At 37.5% G+C, this 23,333-nt stretch carries 24 protein-coding genes and 1 other annotated feature; of the genes, 12 read left to right on the forward strand and 12 right to left on the reverse strand.

Features of this window, described 5'->3' with window-relative positions:
- Positions 1 to 33: 33 nt before the first annotated feature.
- The 4 genes from ABN080_RS01980 to hxpB form a co-directional block, all read right to left on the reverse strand.
- The gene (locus ABN080_RS01980) at positions 34 to 897 is read right to left on the reverse strand and encodes a hypothetical protein (protein ID WP_349440229.1); all 864 of its coding nucleotides are present in this window, start codon (positions 895 to 897) and stop codon (positions 34 to 36) included.
- A gap of 136 nt (positions 898 to 1,033) precedes the next feature.
- Positions 1,034 to 2,425, reverse strand: a complete 1,392-nt coding sequence (locus ABN080_RS01985; RefSeq protein ID WP_072070396.1) for an L-cystine transporter — start codon at positions 2,423 to 2,425, stop codon at positions 1,034 to 1,036.
- 242 nt (positions 2,426 to 2,667) lie between these two features.
- A complete protein-coding gene (locus ABN080_RS01990; protein WP_072070395.1) occupies positions 2,668 to 3,234 on the reverse strand; it encodes a metal-dependent hydrolase in 567 nt (188 codons plus the stop codon).
- Positions 3,235 to 3,542: 308 nt separating this feature from the next.
- The gene (gene hxpB / locus ABN080_RS01995; RefSeq protein WP_072070393.1) at positions 3,543 to 4,211 is read right to left on the reverse strand and encodes a hexitol phosphatase HxpB; all 669 of its coding nucleotides are present in this window, start codon (positions 4,209 to 4,211) and stop codon (positions 3,543 to 3,545) included.
- Between the two features lie 199 nt (positions 4,212 to 4,410).
- On the opposite strand from hxpB, the gene ABN080_RS02000 reads away from it, so the two are divergent.
- The gene (locus ABN080_RS02000; protein WP_115349618.1) at positions 4,411 to 4,950 is read left to right on the forward strand and encodes a YniB family protein; all 540 of its coding nucleotides are present in this window, start codon (positions 4,411 to 4,413) and stop codon (positions 4,948 to 4,950) included.
- A 128-nt stretch (positions 4,951 to 5,078) separates the two neighbouring features.
- Here the strand turns inward: ABN080_RS02000 and ABN080_RS02005 are convergent, their stop codons facing one another.
- The 5 genes from ABN080_RS02005 to ABN080_RS02025 form a co-directional block, all read right to left on the reverse strand.
- Positions 5,079 to 5,951 (reverse strand): fructosamine kinase family protein, encoded by an 873-nt coding sequence (locus ABN080_RS02005; protein ID WP_349440230.1) that lies wholly within the window; start codon positions 5,949 to 5,951, stop codon positions 5,079 to 5,081.
- 154 nt (positions 5,952 to 6,105) lie between these two features.
- Entirely contained in the window at positions 6,106 to 6,963 is an 858-nt protein-coding gene (locus ABN080_RS02010; RefSeq protein WP_036937443.1) for a metal ABC transporter permease, read from the reverse strand.
- Complete coding sequence (locus ABN080_RS02015) at positions 6,960 to 7,871, reverse strand: metal ABC transporter permease (RefSeq protein ID WP_197269319.1); 912 nt, start codon at positions 7,869 to 7,871, stop codon at positions 6,960 to 6,962. Before ABN080_RS02015 ends, ABN080_RS02010 begins: the two co-directional genes overlap by 4 nt.
- Positions 7,872 to 7,873: 2 nt before the next feature.
- Entirely contained in the window at positions 7,874 to 8,761 is an 888-nt protein-coding gene (locus tag ABN080_RS02020; protein ID WP_196553179.1) for a manganese/iron ABC transporter ATP-binding protein, read from the reverse strand.
- Positions 8,758 to 9,615 (reverse strand): metal ABC transporter substrate-binding protein, encoded by an 858-nt coding sequence (locus tag ABN080_RS02025; RefSeq protein ID WP_231619387.1) that lies wholly within the window; start codon positions 9,613 to 9,615, stop codon positions 8,758 to 8,760. Before ABN080_RS02025 ends, ABN080_RS02020 begins: the two co-directional genes overlap by 4 nt.
- A 625-nt stretch (positions 9,616 to 10,240) precedes the next feature.
- On the opposite strand from ABN080_RS02025, the gene ABN080_RS02030 reads away from it, so the two are divergent.
- Positions 10,241 to 10,912 (forward strand): transglycosylase SLT domain-containing protein, encoded by a 672-nt coding sequence (locus ABN080_RS02030; RefSeq protein WP_349440231.1) that lies wholly within the window; start codon positions 10,241 to 10,243, stop codon positions 10,910 to 10,912.
- Here the strand turns inward: ABN080_RS02030 and ABN080_RS02035 are convergent.
- A complete protein-coding gene (locus ABN080_RS02035; protein WP_166541387.1) occupies positions 10,909 to 11,622 on the reverse strand; it encodes a MarC family NAAT transporter in 714 nt (237 codons plus the stop codon). The two genes, ABN080_RS02030 and ABN080_RS02035, sit on opposite strands and share 4 nt — an antisense overlap.
- A gap of 99 nt (positions 11,623 to 11,721) precedes the next feature.
- A complete protein-coding gene (locus ABN080_RS02040; protein ID WP_196553177.1) occupies positions 11,722 to 12,318 on the reverse strand; it encodes a GNAT family N-acetyltransferase in 597 nt (198 codons plus the stop codon).
- Positions 12,319 to 12,581: 263 nt separating this feature from the next.
- Between ABN080_RS02040 and ABN080_RS02045 the strand changes: the two genes are divergently transcribed.
- Positions 12,582 to 12,920, forward strand: coding sequence for a tRNA-binding protein (locus tag ABN080_RS02045; RefSeq protein ID WP_181879807.1), 339 nt, complete (start codon positions 12,582 to 12,584; stop codon positions 12,918 to 12,920).
- A 108-nt stretch (positions 12,921 to 13,028) separates the two neighbouring features.
- Complete coding sequence (locus ABN080_RS02050; RefSeq protein ID WP_197269318.1) at positions 13,029 to 13,718, forward strand: AraC family transcriptional regulator; 690 nt, start codon at positions 13,029 to 13,031, stop codon at positions 13,716 to 13,718.
- Here the strand turns inward: ABN080_RS02050 and ABN080_RS02055 are convergent, their stop codons facing one another.
- Positions 13,719 to 14,168, reverse strand: coding sequence for a PACE efflux transporter (locus ABN080_RS02055; RefSeq protein WP_197269317.1), 450 nt, complete (start codon positions 14,166 to 14,168; stop codon positions 13,719 to 13,721).
- A 628-nt stretch (positions 14,169 to 14,796) separates the two neighbouring features.
- On the opposite strand from ABN080_RS02055, the gene thrS reads away from it, so the two are divergent.
- The 8 genes from thrS to btuC all read left to right on the forward strand — a co-directional run bounded on the left by thrS (position 14,797) and on the right by btuC (position 23,332).
- Positions 14,797 to 16,725: a threonine--tRNA ligase gene (thrS, locus tag ABN080_RS02060; protein ID WP_349440232.1), complete on the forward strand. Its 1,929-nt coding sequence runs from the start codon at positions 14,797 to 14,799 to the stop codon at positions 16,723 to 16,725.
- A gap of 3 nt (positions 16,726 to 16,728) precedes the next feature.
- On the forward strand, positions 16,729 to 17,268 hold the full coding sequence (infC, locus tag ABN080_RS02065; RefSeq protein WP_036937410.1) for a translation initiation factor IF-3: 540 nt from the start codon (positions 16,729 to 16,731) through the stop codon (positions 17,266 to 17,268).
- A gap of 93 nt (positions 17,269 to 17,361) precedes the next feature.
- A complete protein-coding gene (rpmI, locus tag ABN080_RS02070; RefSeq protein WP_004263702.1) occupies positions 17,362 to 17,559 on the forward strand; it encodes a 50S ribosomal protein L35 in 198 nt (65 codons plus the stop codon).
- A 41-nt stretch (positions 17,560 to 17,600) separates the two neighbouring features.
- Positions 17,601 to 17,957 (forward strand): 50S ribosomal protein L20, encoded by a 357-nt coding sequence (rplT, locus tag ABN080_RS02075; protein ID WP_036937406.1) that lies wholly within the window; start codon positions 17,601 to 17,603, stop codon positions 17,955 to 17,957.
- Positions 17,958 to 18,061: 104 nt separating this feature from the next.
- Positions 18,062 to 18,184: a sequence feature (Phe leader region), on the forward strand.
- Between the two features lie 100 nt (positions 18,185 to 18,284).
- Complete coding sequence (gene pheS / locus ABN080_RS02080; protein WP_072070368.1) at positions 18,285 to 19,268, forward strand: phenylalanine--tRNA ligase subunit alpha; 984 nt, start codon at positions 18,285 to 18,287, stop codon at positions 19,266 to 19,268.
- 14 nt (positions 19,269 to 19,282) lie between these two features.
- Positions 19,283 to 21,670 (forward strand): phenylalanine--tRNA ligase subunit beta, encoded by a 2,388-nt coding sequence (gene pheT / locus ABN080_RS02085; protein ID WP_349440233.1) that lies wholly within the window; start codon positions 19,283 to 19,285, stop codon positions 21,668 to 21,670.
- A 4-nt stretch (positions 21,671 to 21,674) separates the two neighbouring features.
- On the forward strand, positions 21,675 to 21,971 hold the full coding sequence (ihfA, locus tag ABN080_RS02090) for an integration host factor subunit alpha (protein WP_036937394.1): 297 nt from the start codon (positions 21,675 to 21,677) through the stop codon (positions 21,969 to 21,971).
- Positions 21,972 to 22,324: 353 nt separating this feature from the next.
- Complete coding sequence (btuC, locus tag ABN080_RS02095) at positions 22,325 to 23,332, forward strand: vitamin B12 ABC transporter permease BtuC (RefSeq protein ID WP_349440234.1); 1,008 nt, start codon at positions 22,325 to 22,327, stop codon at positions 23,330 to 23,332.
- The last annotated feature ends 1 nt before the right edge of the window (position 23,333 follow it).

Genomic DNA, 23,333 nt, shown 5'->3' on the forward strand with positions numbered 1-23,333 from the left:
GTATTGGGCGTTTTTTATGGAAAATATTGATATTTAAACTAAGTATTCCCCAAAATAAGCCATGGTTTTTTCTTCATCAATCTTGAGATTACCTTTCCATCCTGCCCACGGCATTTCCATATCGGAACGCCCTTTGGTGTTATTAAGCTGATTTTCTACAATGGTAATATCACCGAAATTGGTCCAGCTATTTAAAGATAATGGAATAAAGGCGTTGGGAATAACACCCACTAAAGCAAGTGAGTGCAAGATACCTCGCTTGGTGTATTTATCACCAGAAATTAATTTAGCTTCATTTAACCGTTTTTCAAACTTACCAGGAGTTTCATCTTCATGAGCGTTACGTAATAAATGAAGTAATTGCTTAAAGATCTCTTTGTCTGCCTGCGTTGGACTAACGGAAGGAGTTGTTAGCAAGTGCTTTAAATTCAGATAAGCATAAGAGGGGTTGCCAGTATAAGAATTACCGTAATAGAGGCAATATTGAAAATAACTATCATTAATATGCTTTTGGTCGTTGCTATCACTACAAATCCAACAACAGGCATATTGAGGCTTTTCGTCATAATTATGTAGTGGCAAATTTTGTAATTTATGGAAAGCGCCTAAAACAGAGCGTCCTCTAAGATAGCTACCACCAACACCAGCCACAAATGCATCTAAACAACGTTTTTGAGTGAGTAACGGATTGTTTTTTAAACTATGTAATTGATTAATAATATCTGAATGATCCGCAAATTTTTCAATAATATTAGGTTGCCAATTGGCTGCTAATAATATGTTTTTTTCCTTTTCGGAAAGAACATCAAGATGATAAAGAGAAACTTGGCGTTCAGGATCATATTGGCTGTTTTCATACTTATAGAGTTTTCGCAAAACTCGCATAATTTTTTTCACGATTTTACCTTGTTATATTTATAGGTTTTTTTATTGATATTGGTGAATGGCATAGATAGAAGATATGTAACTTAATATAGATATAAAAAAAAGCCAGTTCAAATGAACTGGCTCTCTCAATAGAGGTAGATAAAGTTTATTTTACTGTAAGTTCTGTTTCTTCATCTTGATTGAAGACCGCTTTATCCGTTTGCCCCATGATTTGGCTGGTGATTGTACCAGCGGTCATTGAGCCACTGACGTTTAATGCGGTACGTCCCATATCAATTAATGGTTCTACAGAGATTAATAGGGCAACTAATGTCACAGGTAAACCCATTGCAGGCAGAACGATAAGAGCTGCAAATGTGGCACCACCACCAACACCCGCAACACCCGCAGAGCTGACGGTTACGATAGCAACTAAAGTGGCTATCCACATTGGATCTAAGGGGTTAATACCCACGGTTGGTGCAACCATAACAGCGAGCATTGCAGGATAGATACCGGCACAACCATTTTGGCCAATCGTTGTACCAAAAGATGATGAGAAACTCGCGATAGATTCTGGCACACCTACACGTTTGATTTGTGTTTCAATATTTAACGGGATACTTGCTGCACTTGAACGGCTAGTAAATGCAAATGCTAATAATGGACCCGCTTTTTTGAAGAATTTAACTGGGTTTAAGCCTGTAAAACTAACGAGTAATCCATGAACTACAAACATTAAGCCAATAGCAACATAAGAGGCAACAACAAAGCTTCCTAATTGAATGATGTCGTGCATATTTGAGCTGGCTACAACTTTAGTCATCAGCGCCATAACACCATAAGGGGTTAACATCATGACAATACGAACTAGCTTCATGATCCATGATTGTAAGCAATCAATCGCAACTAAGACTTTTTCGCCACGAGGCTGGTCTTCTTTGAGTAATTTCAGCGCAGCCATACCTAAAAATGTAGCAAAGATAACAACGCTAATAATCGATGTTGAGCTTGCACCTGTTAAGTCAGCAAATGGATTTTTAGGAATAAATGACAAAATAAGCTGAGGCATGGTTAAGTCAGAAACTTTACCCATGTAATTTTGCTCAAGTGCAATTAAGCGTTGTGCTTCTTGTTCGCCTTGCACTAAGCCTTCTGCGGTTAAACCAAATAAATTGGCGATCACAATACCAATTAATGCAGAAATGGCAGTAGTAAATAATAAAGTACCAATAGTTAACCCACTGATTTTCCCTAACGATGATGCTTGATGCAAACGAGCAACAGCACTAAGAATAGAGGCAAATACTAATGGCATAATGATCATCTGTAATAGCTGAACATAGCCATTACCCACGATATTAAACCAAAGAATAGATTCTTTAATAATAGGATCGTGTGAGTCATAGAATGCGTGTAGCGCTAACCCAAAAGCAACACCAAAAACTAAACCAACAAGAACTTTCTTTGAAAGGCTCCACTGACGTTGACTTAATTTAGCCAAGACGAGTAATAACACAACAAAGACGAGTACGTTAATGATTAACGGAAAATTCATCTTAACTCTCCAACGAGATTTTTATTTATATAATTTCGACGATTGTATGCGATATGAGTTCTTAGATAGTAAGAAAGGATATAACAGCATCAACTCGTTATAGGGTAACAGGATTGTTAATAACTTTTTATAATTAATTATTCTTTTATATAATCGTTTGGTTATAAAGACAAGGAAATAGGCATAAAAAGATGTAAGAATTTATAAATAAATAGAGAAACGTAGGGTTTTGTCAGAGGGTGTTAAAAATTAGTGCGCTTGTCGTGGTACATCTGTAACCAATTATTGACTTGCGAAGGCAATGTAACAGTAAGGTGTGGAGGTAAGAAAAGTGCGCCTACAAGAATAAGAACGGAGATAAAACGCTCCCCTTTTTTATTATTTTTTTTACCTAAAATAGGTAGCGCAAAGCGCATTTTTAAAGGCCATAGGAAAGGAACTCCTGCTGGGGTTAACATATCGGCAATGAGATGGCTAAGATAACCAAGTAAAAGTGCATGAAAAATATCTGCTGAAATTTCCCAGCGTGGTGAAACTTGGGTTTCCCATAAAATGGCTAAACCACAAAATGCGAGTAGGCTATGAGTGAAACCTCGGTGACCACAAAGTTTTGATAAGGGCAGAGAAATAATACGGAACAATCGTCCAAGTATAGAGCCTGGATGATCTAAGTCTGGTAAAAGTGAGCCTAATAAGACAGCAGGGATCATGTGAAACCAATCACCATGAGCAAGAGCTGGCGTTATTTCAAGTTTCTGTGCTAACACAAGTGTTGCAACAGAAAAAAGTAAATGTCCTTCTGCGGTCATTCCAAGTCTGTTCGTTTGCTGTTCATTTATACAGTGATAAAGTATAAAAGGTTTTGATGATAACTAACAGACAAAAAAGATAAAAATTGTCTTAAATATTAAGCAATAACAGAAATATTTTATTTGATTGATTTAAAAACGATCGAATTTAGGATAAAAACCTAAAAGATAGAATGGGGGCTGGTGGTAGTAAGACAAATGAGTGAGAAAATGCTAAGAGTAAAAAAAGTAGCATTAATGAATTAAGTGTTAGAAGCAGAACAAAAGGGATATCTAATAAAGCAAAATATCCCTTTTATTGATGGAAACTAACCTAATAAATGTAGTTGTGTTAACTCATTAAGAGAGGCAATTTTCACATCAGCTAAACCCCATTGCTTATCATTAAATTGTGTTGCTGCTGGTACAACGATAGAGCGCATTCTTGCACCTTTACAGGCAATCATGCCATTACGAGAATCCTCTAATGAAACACAGTGGATAGGATCAAGATTAAGTGCTTTAGCGGCATTTAGATAAACTTCTGGATGTGGCTTACTGTGCGGTAATTCATCAGCAGACACTACAGCTGAGAAATAATGACGAATATTAAACAACTCAAGCACACGCTCAAGCATAAAATCAGGAGAAGCTGATGCTAACGCAATTTTTAATCCTGATGATTTACAAAGATCTAGAGCATGTTCGACACCAGGTAATAGTGGCTTGGTTTCTTCAACCAATTTGACAACACGAGAAACCATTTTTTGTTTTGCTTCTTGTTTTGAAACGCCTTGCCATGGTGAGGCTTTATACCATAAATCAATGACTTCGTTTATTCTTAATCCAACCATATCGGGCATTGCCGATGAAAGGGATAAATCGACGCCTAATTCAGCAAAGACCTCATGTTCTGCTTGCTGCCAAAATGGTTCAGAGTCGATTAATAAACCATCCATATCAAAAATAGCAGCTTCAATAGGGAATTTAAAAGACATGTTACTCTCCATAAATAAGGTCTATGTTGTCGAATGGCGATTGTAGCAAGAGTTACAAAGAAAATCTTTTTAATCAGTTTCTTATTTATTTAGTAAAATAAATAGAGAGAATGGCTACTATTAATATATTGTCGTATTAGCCGTTAATTAGACTACGATAAACAGATAAATATTGACGAATTCTACTAGTGAGGATGTGATGAGTTATCAATATGCAGGATTATATGCCATTTCAAAGCGCGTTCTTGGCTGGCTTATTTTTATTCCTGCCTTTATTTCTACAACAGTGTCGTTGATAGGATTGGCTGCAATCCAACGTCCAAGTGGTGATGGTGTAAATGCCGTGATCAATGATTTTTTTCGTGTGTTAGCGGAAATGGTACAATTTAATACACCTTTTTTAGGCTTCTTTTGGCGAAATTCACCTATCCCCAATACACAAATGGGATTGAGTCAGGAAAATATCACTTTTTTTGTTATTTTTCTTTTTATGTTTGTTGGATTGGCGTTTAGCGCATCGGGATTACGAATTTATCGCCAAGTTAAGTATTTAAAAGAAAATATACAAGATCAGCTTATTATTGAACGAGCGATGAAGAGTGGTATCACTGCCGAAGAGTTACAACAGAATATCAAATTACCACGGCATACTATTTTCACTCAAATTATGGTGCTTTATCTATCCCCCATTATTGTTATGGCAATTGGGTATTTCTTGCTGAAATTTTTAGGGTGGTAATAACCCTTTACAATGAACGAGGATAGTTCATTTATCTAACTGAATGGAAAATAAACCTCGCACAATGTGAGCTGGCGAGGTTATATTTTTAGCTTATTACTTGTTTTAAACTGTTTTTTTATCTTTTTTCAGGAGGTGGCTAATAAATCATCAATAATTTTTCGGGCTTCTAGGTAATCTTTTTCACCACCAAATAGATTACAGCGATTGAGGAAAAAATAGAGTTGATAAATGGGCTGACGTAATAAAAATTTTTCAGATAACGGCCAGACACTCTGATAACCATCAAAAATATTAGCGGGTACTGCAGTACAAAGTGGCAGCATCGCTATATCACATTCTCTATCTCCCCAATAACAAGCAGGATCAAAAACTGTACCTTCAGATTGACCAATTGCAGCGCAGTTTTTAGGCCATAAGTTGCCATGAAGCAAAGACGGTTGTGGGTTATGATCAGCTAGATGATGATGAATAATTTGGGTGATCTCATCGATATCACCAAAGACCATCCCTTTTTCTGACGCCAGTTGCAGTTGGAAGCCAACACGTTTTTCAGAATAAAAGTGGTTCCAGCGTTTTTCCCAGCCATTTAGCTGGGGAGTTGTATCGATTTGAGTATCAAAATCAAAACCATAACTAGGTTGATCTTCCCATTGATGTAGCCTTGCTAATTGTTGACCAAAGCAATAAGCACTGTGAGGTGTAAAAGGTTGCACAGGTAAGAACTCGAGGAGTAAGAAGCTGGCATCTTTACTATTACCAATGCCAAGAACACGAGGAGTACGAATTGTTTGGCTTTTTGCCAACATTTCAAGTTGTTCTGCTTCATTTTTAAAATTAGGCAGAAACTCACGTAAGTTGGATTTTACAAAGACGGGGGTATCACCATAATAAATTTTCCATGTATGGTGAATATCGCCACTAGAAAGGTGAGTTTTTTCGTTTATCTTTGCTGAAAATCCTAAGTTTGATTCCAGTAAACGACCTATATTCTGCCACATACTTACACCTCGCAAAGTTGTTTACTTAGTAGACCCAAATAAAATAATAACGAGCGATGTTTATCTTATGACAATAACACTTTAATTAAATCAATAAAGTATAAAGCTAAAAAACGGGATGATTATCCCGTTTTTGCGAAGATAAAGGAGATTATCAGGCGTTCGCGGGTTTTGTTTGTCGCTTTATTTTTGCTAATTTAATCTGATTACAGAATAACGCAATAATAAAGAATATAGCTTGAGTTAGCACAATACATGGACCTGTTGCACCATCAATATGGAAACTAATAAATGTACCAATCACACTGGATGCGACAGAAAATATAATAGCTAGCATTATCATACGAGAGAAACTACGTGTTAATAAATACGCAGTGATCCCCGGAGAAATAAGCATGGCGACAACTAAAATAATCCCGACGGCCTGCATTGAAGCAACGATAGTTAATGCCAAAATAGACAGTAAGCCATAGTGCAATAAGGTAACAGGTAAACCGACGATCCTTGCTTGATTAGGATCGAAACAATAAAGCATAAAGTCTTTTTGCTTAACTAGCATGATAGTGATGGTAATTAAACAAATAATACTAATTTGAGTTAATACATCTGGCGTTATACCCAAAATATTACCAAATAGAATATGCATTAAATGTTGGTCTGTATCGACACTGGCAAAAATAACCAAGCCTACGGCAAACATACCTGAGAATACAATTCCCATCACAGTATCTTCTTTAATACGACTGTGCTCTTTTAAATAGCCAGTGGCAAACGAACAAAATAAGCCAGAAAGAAAGGCGCCTACCGTTAATGGAATTGCAGTGACATAAGCAAGTACTACACCGGGTAACACTGCGTGAGAGATAGCATCTCCCATTAAAGACCAGCCTTTTAAAACCATATAACAAGATAAAATAGCGCAAGCGATCCCGATAATGATAGCAGCAATAATAGCTCGTTGCATAAAGGGATATTGAAATGGTTCAATGAAAAATTCGATTAGCTCATTCATAGTTTCACCTCTTCTTGTTTTGCAACTTCTTGGTGCTGATGAGATTGTGAGATTAACTGTTGTGAGCTTTGGCGAGCACGGCGACGTGCAGCTAACATGCCATGTTTAGGCGCAAATAAGAATGCCAATAAAAAAAGTGCAGTTTGCATTGTGACAATGACGCCACCTGTTGCACCATTAAAGAAATAGCTAAGATAGGCACCTACAGCACTGGTTATTGTGCCAATGCAGATAGCAATAATAGCAAGTCGTTTAAATTGATCGGTGAGTAGATAAGCTGTTGCGCCAGGTGTTACAACCATTGCAATGACCAGAATGGCACCAACAGTTTGAAGTGCAGCAACGGTGCAAGCACTTAATAAAGTAAAAAAGATAATTTTTAATTTTAAAGGTGATAGACCAATAGATCTGGCATGGATTTCATCAAAGAAAACGACCAGCAAGTCTTTCCAGATACAAAATAAGACGAGAAAAGAGACACCTGTAATAATAACAACTTGCCATACATCTTCATCTGCAATACCTAGAATATTCCCGAGGATGATGGTCTGAACGTTGACGGCTGTCGGTTTAAGCGAAACCAGCAACAGACCAAAGGCAAAAAAAGTAGAGAAAATAAAGCCAATAACGGCATCTTCACGAAGGCGTGTGATATGGCGAATAAATGTCATTGATAATGCTGCGAGCAAACCCGTAAAAAAAGCACCGACCGCATAAGGTAAACCTAATATATAAGCCCCCGCAACACCAGGAACAACGGAGTGGGAAAGGGCATCTCCCATTAATGACCAACCTTTCAAAATAAGATAGGATGAAAGAAACGCACAGACAGCGCCTACTAAAGCACTAACCCAAATAGCTTTCACCATATAGTTATATTCAAAAGGCTGTAGGAGTAAATCTAGCATGGCTAATCTCCTTGTTTGCGCTGACTTTGGTGCGCTGGAGTATGTTCTTTTTGATGACCATAAAAAACGGCCGCGCGTTCATCATCAGTAATGACAGTAAGTGAGCGCGGATCATCATCATCGTGAAGATCAGAACCCGACAAGCTGATATGACGCAATACACCACCAAATGCGTGTTCTAAGTTCTTTTGGGTAAAGGTTGTTTCAGTTGGTCCACTATCTAATACCGTTCTGTTTATTAAAATAACGTGGTCACAAAATTCAGGCACACTTCCTAAGTTATGTGTTGAAACTAAAACGAGATGACCTTCTTCACGTAAATTACGTAAAAGTTCGATAATGGCATTTTCGGTTTTAACATCGACACCAGTAAAGGGTTCATCAAGTAATAAAACAGTGCCTTCTTGAGCCATTGCTCGCGCCAAGAAAACACGTTTCTTCTGACCACCAGAAAGTTCACCAATTTGACGATGACCTAATCCAGATAACCCGACACGCTCTAGCGATGCTTCAACAATCTCATGATCATGTTTTGATGGAATACGAAAAAATCCCATTTTTCCATAACGTCCCATCATTACAACATCAGAAACGAGCACAGGAAAATTCCAGTCAACTTCTTCTGTTTGTGGTACATAAGCAATCATGTTTTGCTTTAATGCTTGTTGAATAGGGTTGTCGTTTAATGTCACTTTACCTTTAGAGGGCTTTACTAGCCCCATAATGGTTTTAAATAGAGTGGATTTACCACTACCATTGATGCCGACGAGGGCACAAATTGTGCCACCCGTGATAGAGAAGCTCGCATCAAAGATGGCGGTATGACCATTGTTATAGGTGACAGTAGCGTTATCAACTGTCAACGTTGGATTCGTTTCTATTTTACTCATTGACCAAATCCTTTCGCAATTGTATCCACAGTGATAGTAATTAAATCAATATAAGTAGGAACTTCACCGCCTTCAGCGGAAAGTGAATCAACGTAAAGAACACCGCCATATTTTGCACCAGTTTCTTTGCTGACTTGTTTAGCCGGTTTATCTGAAATTGTACTCTCACTAAAGACAACAGGGATATTGTGTTTTCTTACTGTATCAATGACGTATTTAACTTGTTGTGGTGTGCCTTGTTCTTCTGCATTAATTGGCCATAAATAAACTTCTTTAAAGCCATAATCATTAGTTAAATAACTAAAGGCACCTTCACTGGTCACTAACCAACGATCTTCTTGTGGTATACGAGACAATCTTTCTCTTAATGGTGCATCAAGTTGTTTAATTTTTTCTGCGTAATTTGCTGCATTTTGATTATAAATTGCCGCATTATCAGGATCGTGTTCAACAAGTGCTTTACGAATATTTTCAATATAAATTAATGCGTTATTTGGTGACATCCATGCGTGTGGATTCGGATTATTTTTGTAAGCCCCCTCACTAATTGCCATTGGCGTGATGCCTTCTGTTACGACGACCGCAGGAACATTACGTAACTCATTAAAAAAACGCTCGAACCAGCGTTCAAGGTTTAAACCATTCCATAAGATCAAATCAGCTTTTTGAGCTTTTACAATATCTTTTGGGGTAGGCTGATAATCATGAATTTCAGCGCCAGGTTTTGTAATTGATTCAACGATCGCTGCATCTCCAGCGACATTTTGTGCGATATCTTGAATAATAGTAAAGGTAGTGACGACTTTAAGTTTATCTTTTGCTTGTGTAGGAGTGGTTAAAAATACAGTTGCCATAAGGCATAAAGCCGTAAGTGAAATGTTGTTTACAGAACGAAATATATCCATATTATTATTGCCTTATAGTTGCAGAGTTATCTTCTCAATTGATAATGATTATCAATATCATTTCAAAAAAGTCAAGTTATCTCTGTGCAAAAAGCTTCATTTGATAACGACTAGAAATAAGATAACAACATGTATTCCAATAAATGTTAAGTAGATTGTCGGGTTTTGTCACAAAAATTAACAATCGTTCGTAACTATTTGTGCAAGAGATTATTTTTATTACTAATAAAAGCTCACTTTTCCTCAAAAACCAACGTTTGTTATACTTCTACCATTTTTATAGTTCCCATAAACCCCCTTCTTATTGTAATTAATTCATATGATTTATTTTAGAATATGTAATAAAAACCTATTATGCTTGGCTCGATTTTGATTGAGTGATTTCTGGGGGAAAACAGGATATAGGATAAATTTGAGATAAAACGCACACGCTAGAAATAGTAATAGATTGATTTATTTCTCACGTTTTGCCATATTTTAACACGCACTTTTGTGTGGAAGTAGAATAATATATCTTCAACCTATTGATATATAAATATGTCTTTGTACAACCCTTTATGCAAAAGGATAAAACGTGAAAGTAAAAATCATCTTTTCTTTGGCAATTTTGCTTCTTGCTGGTTGTGCTGATAATGCTCGTCAACCAATTCAAAAAGACACATCTCGATTTTTAAGCCAAAAGCCGATAAATAGCCGTGTTAATAATGCTTCAATATCCACTGCACAATGGAAAGCGACCCCTTTTGATAACCACATACAACAAGCCTCTAGCCGTTATAATGTTGATGAAACATTAATTAAAGCCATTATCCAAGTCGAATCTAATTTTAGGCCAGAGGTAATTAGTAAATCAAATGCAGTTGGATTAATGCAAATTAAAGCATCAACAGCAGGAAGAGATGTTTATCAAAATAGAGGAAAAACGGGACAACCAACAACAGCTCAATTGAAAGATCCTGCTATTAATATTGATTTAGGCACTGCTTATCTTCAACTATTAAGAGAGCGCCACCTTGTTGGTATTTCTGATCCTGAAACACTTTATTACGCCACCATTCTTGCTTATGTCAATGGCGCCGGTGCTTTATTGAGAACATTTGATAAAGATAGAGACAATGCGATAGCTAAAATTAATTCAATGAGTGCGGACGATTTTTATCGTTATGTTGAAAAAAATCATCCGGCAACTCAAGCACCACGTTATTTAGCTAAAGTAAGAGCTGCTTACCATGCAGGGGATAATTAATCGGGCAAATTAGCTACAGCCTGAGCCTGTTTTAATAAAGCAGGCAAATCTGCAATAATTTCAAGAACACCGTTAATCATAAATTGAACACCCATACAGATTAATAAAAATCCCATTACACGAGAAATAGCATCAATACCACTGTGACCTAAATATTTCATAATCCTGGTGGAGCCACGCAGTGACAGCCAAACAATCACGCTAATTAAAAAGAAGGTCGTTACAGGGGCAACATATAATACCCATTGTGCAATATCAGTACGCGAAGGAATTGATGCTGCGGTACTGATTATCATTGCAATAGTTCCTGGCCCTGCAGTACTTGGCATTGCTAAAGGAACAAAGGCAATATTGGGTTCTTTGGGGTTGTGGTGAGGATTATTATCGTCGGCAATAGGATCATCAACATTAGGTGTATTAGGAAATAACATACTAAAGCCAATAAAAGCCACTATCATCCCACCAGCAATACGAAGACCGGGTATCGAAATACCAAACGTTGTCATTATGACGCGACCCGCATAAAACGCGATGGTCATAATAAGGAAAATATAGACACATGCCATTAAAGATTGTTGATTACGCTGTTCTTTGGTCATATTTCCTGAAAGACCAAGCCAGAGAGCAACAGTCGTTAATGGATTAGTTAAAGGTAAAAGTAAAATAAGACCAAGGCCTATAGCCTGAAAAAACTGGTAAGCAGAGTGCATGGAATATAAAAGCTCCTATAATAACAGGTAATTAAGGAGCAATTATGATAACAAATTAAACAGCAAAAAAGTTATTTTTAAGCATAATTATCTTAATGTTTATTGGTATTTCTTCATTAACCACTCTAAATGTATTTTTACTGAGTGCCAGTCATAATCAGTAATACTATAAATACATGTATCCCTTTTTTGACCGCCTGTTGTTAGTCGATGATTGCGTAAAATACCATCAAGTTTTGCACCTAGGCGTTCAATTGCTTTGCGGCTTGTTTGGTTTAATATGTGAGTACGAAATTCAACCGCAATACACTGTAACTCTTCTAGCGCATATTTAAGTAATAGGTATTTAGCTTCAGTGTTAATTCCTGTTCTTTGTACTTCTTTTGCATACCACGTTGAGCCTATTTCTAACCGTGGTGTTTGGTTATCAATATTCATAAATGTTGTTATACCTACAATACGGTTATTTGCTTGAGAATAAATGGTGAAGGGCAACATTAATCCTTTTTGTTGTAATTGAAGCTTATGTTCAATATCACGTTTCAATTCTGTTACTGAAGGAACAGTCGTAAACCAAAGTTCATCGGGTTTATCTTTCTTAATTAACTCATATAAGTCTGAATAGTGATCCATACTAAGTGGTACTAAGCGTACGAGCTTTCCTTCAAGAGTTACCCAGTCTGTTATTTTTTTCATTTCATATTTTCCCGCTTTAGCATGAAAAGACTCACCATTAAGAATACTTTTTATACATAACAAATTTATGAAATGGTACGACTATTTAAATAATGGTTAAAAATACGGAAAATTATTAATAATTTAAATAGTGAAAAAATAGAATAGGATGATTCTTTCTCAACAGAGAATGATTGTCTTGCTACAGGTGAGGTTGCATGATGCATGTTAATCTATAACTCAGTAATCAAGATGTCACTGTAAATAAAATAGATTGGTAAAAAATGATAAATGTAATTGAATGGGATGATTTTCTCCGTGTAGAAATGCGTGTAGGAACAATTATTAGTGCCGAAATTAATAAAAAAGCGAATAAACCTGCTTATGTTATGGAGGTAGATTTAGGTGAGTTGGGTATTAAACGGTCTAGTGCCCAAATTACGGTAAATTACACACCTGAAGAACTTGTTGGACGCCGTATTTTATGTGTTTGTAATTTCCCTGTTAAGCGTATAGCTGGCATTAAATCCGAAGTGCTAATTACCGGAGCACCAGATGAAACCGGTGCGATTGTATTAGCTGAATTTAATTTACCTTTACCAAATGGCTCTCGTTTGGCTTAAGTTTGTTTAACATAATAATTTTCTAACAAGATACTCTTCGATAGTGATGTTCGGTTGAGTTTTGATATAGTGTTTATCAACCAGTGTATTGAAAAGGAGGAGTGTCTTTTGTTATTACCTCAATTACATTTACGATGTTATACACAAGAGACTGTATCTCATCAGCATGATAATTTATGGCAGATTATTTTTGGTTTGTCTGGCTCGATGGAGGTTAACTTTAATCGAGAAGATTTTCTTATTTCTAATCAAAATTGCTTAATTATCCCTCCAACTATTAATCACGCTTTTTCTGGCAATAAAGATAATAAAAATCTTATCTTAGAATTGCCCGTAACTTCGCAATGGCAATTGAGTGAAAAGGGGGGGCAATTCGCTTTGTCACCAGCTGCTATAGGGTTATTAGAGTGGTTGCATCAATATCCCCAGCCTCCCGAGCAATATTCAACCATAACACGACTTTTACTTGCTCAAATGGAAATACAAAAAGATTGGCGTGATAATCTTGATGCGTGGTTAGCAAATAAGTTACATACGCCACTCACAACACATGATATTGCATTAGCATTTAATACTTCAGCAAGTACGTTACAACGAAAAATGAAATCTGAGCTGGGCATGTCTGTTATGCAATATGTGACTAAACAGCGACTTAATAAAGCCGCTGAGTTATTGAAATATACATCCACAAATATTGAGAATATTGCTTTAGTGGTAGGTTATGATTCTCATTCCGCATTTAGCCAGGTATTCCGCCAATACTTTAATAAAAGTCCTACAGAATATAGGGAAACCTAATTATTGCGTTGCTTTATTTTCATTTTCGGCTGAGTAAATTCGAGGACATAATTTATCGAAAATTAGCGTAAACAAATAGGTATAGATAAAAAAGAACACCAAAATGGTGATTTCCATACTTATGGCTTTTATAAAAACAACGTTATACCACCACATATAGAGTGGGATCGTAAAGAAAAACAAACCTAATTCAAAGCTAATAGCATGGATAAGACGTATAATAATTGTACGTTTTTCTATTTTTAGCTTTAGCTCAAAAAATTCAAAGAAAGAATTAAAGATATAATTCCAAATTAGGGCAATAACAGAAACAGCAATTGCAACAGGCAGTGAATTATGTGATTGGCTTTGGCTTAATATTGCAAGTAAAACAGTGCTTAATAAAATCGCGAGAGTTTCAAAAGTAATGGCATAGACTAACTTACGAGGACGAGGCTTTAGATAAAACACGTTATACACCTTTTATATTAACGATGAAAGTTCTGGCCCGCCCCAGAGTCTATTATTTTTAAAGCCACGGTTTCCGCTTGGTTACTAGTGATGGTAATAAAACCCTATAAAAAAAGCAAAGTTTGTCTATAACAAGAATATACTTAATTGGTTCGGATGGAGACTAGATAATAACTTTGTAAATACAAGTGATTATCACTGTAATGGATATAACTATGTTAGCGAATAAATTAGGAAAAGAAAAATTTGCGTTAGCTATTTACTTCGATATTTTAGATATAACCCTGTCTTCAAAAATATAGATAATAAAAAAGAGATAGAGAAAAGGATATCAATCAATTAATACAATATGATGTGTGCATTTTCTTGTGGTTTCTATTTGGTATTTTCTTGAGGAAAGAAAGACAGATAAATGTATAAATCTTTACTGTCTGTGATAATATCCCCCCTGAGTTGCGATAAGGCTCAGTGATGCTATGGATATTTATATAATAAATATTGTGTACATAACTGAGTACAAACCTCGCGAGGTAAAGTGAGAAATTGTCGTAACGTACTGAATATATATGAAATAAAAAGCTTACAAGTGATCTTGCGTATGGGTCACCACTGTAAATAAGGATTTTAAATGCCAATTATTACTCTTCCTGACGGAAGCCAACGTCAATTTGAAAATGCAGTTTCTGTCATGGATGTCGCTGCAGATATCGGTCCTGGACTTGCAAAAGCATGTATTGCAGGCCGTGTTAATGGTGAACTGGTAGATGCCTGTGAGTTAATCGAACATGATTCAAATCTAGCGATTATTACAGCAAAAGATGATGAAGGTCTTGAAATTATTCGTCACTCTTGTGCTCACTTATTAGGGCATGCCATTAAACAATTATGGCCACAAACCAAAATGGCGATTGGTCCTGTTATCGAAAATGGTTTCTACTACGATGTAGATTTAGACCATTCTCTCACGCAGGAAGATTTAGAAACTCTAGAAAAACGCATGCTAGAGTTGGCGAAAACAGATTACGATGTTATTAAAAAACGCGTAAGCTGGGCTGAAGCTCGAGAAACATTTGTTTCCCGTGGTGAAGATTATAAAGTTGCTATTCTTGATGAAAATATTAGTCAAGATTCCCAACCGGGTCTTTATCATCATCAAGAATATGTTGATATGTGCCGTGGACCACATGTTCCAAACATGCGTTTCTGTCATAACTTTAAGTTACAGAAAATCGCAGGTGCATATTGGCGCGGTAATAGCGATAATAAAATGCTACAACGCATTTATGGTACAGCTTGGGCTGATAAAAAACAGCTAAAAGCCTACTTAGATCGCTTAGAAGAAGCCGCAAAGCGTGACCATCGTAAAATAGGTAAACAGCTTGATTTATATCATATGCAAGAAGAAGCTCCAGGTATGGCTTTCTGGCATAATGATGGTTGGACAATTTTCCGTGAGTTAGAAACATTTGTACGTTGTAAATTAAAAGAATATGATTACCAAGAAGTAAAAGGTCCATTTATGATGGATCGTGTTCTTTGGGAAAAAACAGGTCACTGGGAAAACTACAAAGAAAATATGTTCACAACTTCTTCGGAAAACCGTGAATATTGTATTAAACCAATGAACTGTCCTGGCCACGTACAAATCTTTAAACAAGGTTTACGTTCTTACCGTGATTTGCCATTACGTATGGCTGAATTCGGTAGTTGTCACCGTAATGAACCATCAGGTGCATTACATGGTTTAATGCGTGTTCGTGGCTTTACACAAGATGATGCGCATATCTTCTGTACTGAAGAACAAATTTTAAGTGAAGTAAATGACTGCATCAAATTGATTTATGATGTATATTCTACTTTTGGATTTGAAAAAATCGTTGTTAAGCTGTCTACTCGCCCAGAAAAACGTATCGGTGAAGATGCATTATGGGATGTTGCGGAAGCAGACTTAGCAAAAGCCTTGTCTGATAATAATATTGAATTTGAATATCAGCCGGGTGAAGGGGCATTTTACGGCCCTAAAATTGAATTTACACTTTACGATTGTTTAGATCGTGCATGGCAGTGTGGTACAGTACAATTAGACTTCTCACTACCAGGTCGTTTAGGCGCATCTTATGTCGCTGAAAACAACGAGCGTAAAGTACCTGTTATGCTTCACCGAGCAGTGCTAGGATCCTTAGAGCGTTTTATTGGTATTCTGACAGAAGAGTACGCAGGATTCTTCCCAACTTGGTTAGCACCACAGCAGGTTGTCGTGATGAATATCACGGATGGACAGGCTGATTATGTACAAAAACTCGTCAAAGAATTGCAAGATGCCGGAATTCGCGCAAAAGCAGACTTGAGAAATGAGAAGATTGGCTTTAAAATTCGTGAACATACTTTACGTCGTGTTCCGTACATGCTTGTCTGTGGTGATAAAGAAGTTGAATCAGGCAAAGTGGCGGTTCGTACTCGTCGAGGAAAAGACCTTGGCAGTATTGACGTTAACGAATTTAAAGAAAAGCTTCTGCAAGAAATTAGAAGCAGAAGTCTTCATCAGTTGGAGGAATAAGGTATTAAAGGCGGAAAAAGAATTCAATCAACGCGTCAGAATCGCATCAATGGTGAGATTCGCGCTCATGAAGTTCGTTTAACAGGTTTGGATGGCGAACAGATTGGAGTTGTTAGTCTGAAAGAGGCTCTTGAGAAAGCCGAGGAAGCAGGTGCTGATTTAGTTGAAATTAGTCCTAATGCCGAGCCGCCGGTTTGTCGTATTATGGACTACGGCAAATTCCTCTATGAGAAAAGTAAGACTCTCAAAGAACAGAAAAAGAAACAAAAAGTTATTCAGGTCAAGGAAGTTAAATTCCGTCCTGGTACAGATGAAGGCGACTATCAGGTCAAACTACGCAACCTGATTCGTTTTCTTGAAGATGGCGATAAAGCTAAAGTCACGCTACGTTTTCGTGGTCGTGAAATGGCACACCAACAAATCGGTATGGAAATGCTTAACCGTATCCGTGAAGATTTGGATGAACTGGCTGCTGTTGAATCTTTCCCTAATAAGATTGAAGGGCGTCAGATGATCATGGTGTTAGCGCCGAAGAAGAAATAGTCGGGCAATTCAAGTAATAGCGTCAGCCTTAATGGCTGATTGCTATTCGCCTCATTATTTTATGTTATCAACAATGCGAAGTGGATTATAGAAATGCCAAAGATTAAAACAGTACGCGGCGCAGCTAAGCGCTTTAAAAAAACTGCTGGTGGTGGCTTTAAGCGTAAACATGCTAACCTCCGTCACATTCTGACTAAAAAATCAACTAAGCGTAAACGTCATTTACGTCCAAAAGGCATGGTCTCTAAAGGAGATTTAGGTCTGGTCGTAGCTTGCTTACCATACGCATAAGTATCATTTTTTTAACAGAATATAGACATTAGGAGTTTAATATGGCTCGTGCTAAACGCGGCGTTGTTGCCCGTGCTCGTCACAAGAAGATTTTAAAGCAAGCTAAAGGTTATTACGGTGCACGTTCACGCGTATATCGTGTAGCTTTCCAGGCTGTTATCAAAGCTGGTCAATATGCGTACCGTGACCGTCGTCAGAAAAAACGTCAGTTCCGTCAGCTGTGGATTGCGCGTATCAACGCAGCAGCTCGTCAGAACGGTATGTCTTATAGCCGTTTCATCAATGGTCTGAAAAAAGCATCCATTGAAATCGACCGTAAGATTCTGGCTGACATCGCTGTATTCGACAAAGTAGCATTTGCTGCTTTAGTTGAAAAAGCGAAAGGTGCTCTGGCTTAATTATTAAGTCAATGGAAGAGGGAGTTTTCTCCCTCTTTTATTTTATCTAAATTTGTGGCTTAATGATATAAATTCAATAAGTTAATATTTGAAGAGACATTACTCATGTTAAATATCGCTTTTTTCCGTTTCTTTTTTTACTTTAGCGCCTAAATTAAGGGGCTTTTGCGCGTAAGAAAAGAAACGAAAAGTAGCGCCTGAGCCTCCAATATGGAGGCTTTTTTGTTTTCAGATCCCAATACTGGGTTAGAAACCAAAAAGGGCAATTTTATTCGTCATCATTGATAACAACTAATAGACCTCATCAGGTCAAAGGAAGAGGAAACGATGCCACATCTCGCTGAACTCGTTGCTCAAGCTAAAGCAGCTATCGAAGAGGCACAGGATGTTGCTGCGCTGGATTCGGTTCGTGTTGAATACTTGGGGAAAAAAGGTCATTTAACGCTTCAGATGTCCACGCTGCGCGACTTACCCGCGGAAGATCGTCCAGCTGCAGGGGCTGTCATTAACCAGGCTAAACAAGAGGTTCAGCAAGCGCTGAACTCTCGTAAAGAAATTATGGAATCAGCATTATTAAACGAACGTTTATCTGCTGAGAAAATTGATGTTTCTTTACCTGGTCGCCGTATTGAAAACGGTGGTCTACACCCAGTAACTCGTACAATTGAACGTATTGAAACTTTCTTTGGCGAATTAGGGTTTTCTGTAGAATCAGGCCCTGAAATTGAAGATGATTATCATAATTTTGATGCATTAAACATTCCTGCTCATCATCCAGCGAGGGCTGATCACGATACATTCTGGTTTGATGCGAAACGTCTACTGCGTACGCAGACATCTGGCGTGCAAATTCGTACCATGCAAGATAAACAACCACCTATCCGCATTATTGCACCAGGTCGTGTATATCGTAATGACTACGATCAGACTCACACACCAATGTTCCACCAAATTGAAGGTTTAATTGTTGATAAAGATATTAGCTTTACCAATTTGAAAGGAACACTGCACGATTTCCTAAAAAACTTTTTTGAAGAAGATATGGAAATCCGTTTCCGTCCTTCCTATTTCCCATTCACAGAACCTTCTGCTGAAGTTGATGTTATGGGCAAAAATGGTAAATGGTTAGAAGTGCTGGGTTGCGGTATGGTTCACCCAAATGTATTACGTAATGTAGGTATCGATCCTGAAGTTTATTCAGGTTTTGCGTTCGGTATGGGTATGGAACGTCTAACTATGTTGCGTTACGGTGTCACCGACTTGCGTTCATTCTTCGAAAACGATCTTCGTTTCCTCAAACAGTTTAAATAAGGTGGGATTATCTCATGAAATTCAGTGAACTTTGGTTACGTGAGTGGGTAAACCCAGCGATAAGTAGCGAAGAACTTTCTGAACAGCTGACAATGGCTGGTCTTGAAGTTGATGGTGTTGAAGCTGTTGCCGGTGATTTTCACGGTGTGTTTGTTGGCGAAGTTGTTGAATGTGGGCAACATCCAAACGCAGATAAATTACGTGTGACTAAAGTCAACGTAGGTGGTGAGAGATTATTAGATATCGTTTGTGGCGCACCAAACTGCCGCCAAGGCCTAAAAGTTGCAGTCGCAACAGTAGGAGCTGTATTACCAGGCGATTTCAAAATTAAAGCAGCAAAACTGCGTGGTGAACCTTCAGAAGGTATGCTGTGCTCATTTTCTGAGTTGGCTATTTCAGAAAATCATGAAGGCATTATTGAATTGCCTGCCGATGCACCTATTGGTATGGATATTCGTGAATACTTAAAATTAAATGATAATACTATTGAAATTAGCATTACACCAAACCGTGCTGATTGCTTAGGTATTTTAGGTGTTGCTCGTGATATCGCTGTTATCAATAAAATGGAATGCCAAGTACCTGATATGTCGCCGGTTGCAGCAACTTCTTCAGCGACATTTCCTATTCGTGTTGAAGCACCAGAAGCGTGTCCTCGATATTTAGGTCGTGTTTTCACCAATATGAATGTGAAGGCAAAAACACCTTTATGGATGCAAGAAAAATTACGCCGTGGTGGTATTCGTTCTATTGACCCAATTGTTGATATAACTAACTTAATTCTACTCGAAATGGGTCAGCCTCTGCATGCGTTCGATCTTGATCGCGTTGAGGGAGCTATCGTTGTTCGCATGGGTAAAGAAGGTGAAAAACTAACTTTACTTGATGGCAATGAAATTACATTAAAAGATGATGTTCTAGTTATTGCTGATGAAAAACACGCATTAGGTATGGCGGGTATTTTTGGTGGCGAATCCTCAGGTGTTAATGAAGAAACTAAAAATGTATTTTTAGAGTGCGCATTCTTTTCTCCATTATCCATCACAGGCCGTGCACGCCGTTATGGTTTACATACAGATGCTTCTCATCGTTTTGAGCGTGGTGTTGATTCTGAGCTTCAATACAAGGCAATGGAACGTGCAACTAAGCTACTGTTAGAGATTTGTGGTGGTGAAGTTGGTGAAGTGATTGATGTAACCAATAAAGCATATTTACCTAATATTGCACCAGTTAAATTAACTCGTAACAAGTTAGACCGTTTATTAGGTCACGTTATTGATGATGCACAAGTTCTGGATTCATTAACTCGTTTAGGTTTCACCGTTACTGTTGAAAATGATGGTTGGTTAGCAAGCGTTCCTTCATGGCGTTTCGATGTTCAAATCGAAGAAGATCTTATTGAAGAAGTCGCTCGTATTTATGGTTACAACAATATTCCTGATGTGCCATTACGTGCTGATTTAGTGATGACTAATCATCGTGAAGCGAACTTGTCATTGAAACGCGTTAAAACAATGCTGGTAGACAATGGTTTCCAAGAAGCTATCACTTATAGCTTTGTTGATCCGAAGATCCAAGCTTTGTTACACCCAAATGAAGAAGCATTAATTCTACCTAATCCAATTTCAGCTGATATGTCAGCAATGAGATTGTCTCTACTAACCGGATTATTAACGACCACTGTATATAATCAAAACCGTCAACAATCTAGAGTTAGGTTATTTGAAGCAGGTCTGCGTTTTGTTCCTGATAATCAAGCAGAATATGGAATACGTCAGGAACTGATGCTGGCTGGTGTGATCGCGGGCAACCGTTATGAAGAACATTGGGCTTTAGAGAAGCAAACTGTTGATTTCTTTGATTTGAAAGGTAATATTGAATCAATTCTGGAATTGACAGGCCAGCTAGATGAAATTACATTTAAAGCAGCTAATCATTCAGCGCTTCATCCGGGACAAAGTGCTGGGATTTATCTGAGAAATGAATACATTGGCTGTATTGGCGTTGTTCATCCAGAGCTTGAACGCAAACTTGACTTAAACGGTCGTACGGTAGTATTCGAAATACGTTGGAATGCAATTGCAAATCGTAGTTTACCACAAGCAAAAGCAGTTTCTCGTTACCCTTCGAATCGTAGAGATATCGCTGTAGTTGTTCCGAATGATGTAGCTGCAGAAGATATTTTAGCTGAATGTAAGAAAGTTGGCGGAAATCAAATAGTTGGCATAAACTTATTTGACGTGTATTGTGGTAAGGGAGTAGCAGAGGGCTATAAAAGCCTCGCTATTAGCATAATCTTGCAGGATATCGAGCATACACTGGAAGAAGATGAGATTGCTGCAACAGTAAGTAACTGTGTCGCAGCATTGAAACAGCGATTCCAAGCATCCTTGAGGGACTAGACCTATGGCGCTTACAAAAGCTGAAATGGCAGAAAATCTGTTTGAAAAACTTGGTGTTAGCAAACGCGATGCAAAAGACCTTGTAGAAGCCTTTTTTGAGGAAGTGCGTCGTTCTCTTGAAAATGGAGAACAGGTGAAGCTGTCTGGATTCGGAAACTTTGACCTGCGTGATAAAAATCAGCGCCCAGGTCGTAATCCGAAAACAGGGGAAGACATTCCTATTACGGCTCGCCGTGTTGTTACTTTCCGCCCTGGACAAAAGTTAAAAAGCCGGGTTGAAAGCGCAACACCAAAAGAGTAAAAATTAAAAACACCCAAAACGGCTTTCTATTGAAGGCCGTTTTTTTTGCTTTTTTATCCATAATTTTATTATGGAGCTCCAATTTAGAGGATGTTTTATTTATCAGATATTATCTGAATAAACATTTGTCTTTAGATTGAGAATTTTTTGTTTTTTTAATAATCTTCGTTTCTTATTGTTTATCATTTAGTTAAATACTGTAATCATAAACACATCTCTCTGTCATTATTCACTCCCAATTAAGGTGTTTTAAAATTAGCTTTTCATCATTGAATACGAACATGTTATGTTGCATTAAAGGTATTTTATAAATAAAAACGATGAAAAAAGCGGTAGTGTTAATAGGGAATAAAATGAGTAAAGATAATCCTCTTATTGAACTTAAAAAAAAGCAAAGTATTGGCGATAGAAAAAAATTATTCTTGATGGCATCAATATTGAGTCTGCTTTTTGTTTTTTCCCTTTCTCTTGGTGAAATTTCCTTATTTCCACATCAGTGGTTAACCGATGAAGCTAAATTATTTATTTGGCAAATTCGGTTGCCAAGAATACTTGCTGTCATGATGGTAGGAGCAAGCTTAGCCATTGCTGGCGCTATTATGCAGGCTTTGTTTCAAAATCCGTTGGCAGAGCCAGGATTATTGGGAGTAAGTAGTGGTGCTGGTGTGTGTATTGTATTACTGATTGTCTTACACGTTGGTTCAAATCCTTGGTTAATAAGCAGTGTGGCAGTATTAGGTGCGTTAGGTATTACTATTTTATTAATGTGTTTTGCTCAAATAAAAAAACTGTCTAATGCCCAGTTGCTATTAATAGGTGTAGCATTAGGTGTTATGGCGAGTGCCGTCATGACTTGGTTAGTTTATTTCAGTTCAGCTTTAGATTTAAGACAATTAATGTATTGGTTGATGGGGAGCTTTGGGGGAATTGATTGGCGTCATCAAGTATTATTTTGGGCTCTTATTCCGATAATTGCGATCCTAATTTCACACGCAGATACTCTGAATTATTTATCATTAGGTTCGTTTAGGGCAAAGCAATTAGGAGTATCAGTTAATCGATGGCGCAATGGATTTATCTTAGCAGTCGGTTTATTGATAGGGCTAAGTGTGGCGATAGCAGGTGCTATTAGTTTTATAGGTCTTGTTGTACCTCATTTATTACGATTAAGTGGCATAACTCATTATAAAACACTGTTACCCGCGTGCGCACTCACGGGGAGTGGATTGTTATTACTTGCTGATCTTTTATCTCGCTTGATGCTAAATGGTGCAGAAGTTCCGATAGGTGTGATTACGGTAACACTTGGTGCCCCTGTGTTTATCTGGTTATTAGTAACAAAAGAGATGGGACGTTTGTAAT

Source organism: Proteus sp. fly-1089 (assembly GCF_040138965.1).
Lineage (GTDB): Bacteria > Pseudomonadota > Gammaproteobacteria > Enterobacterales > Enterobacteriaceae > Proteus > Proteus vulgaris_B.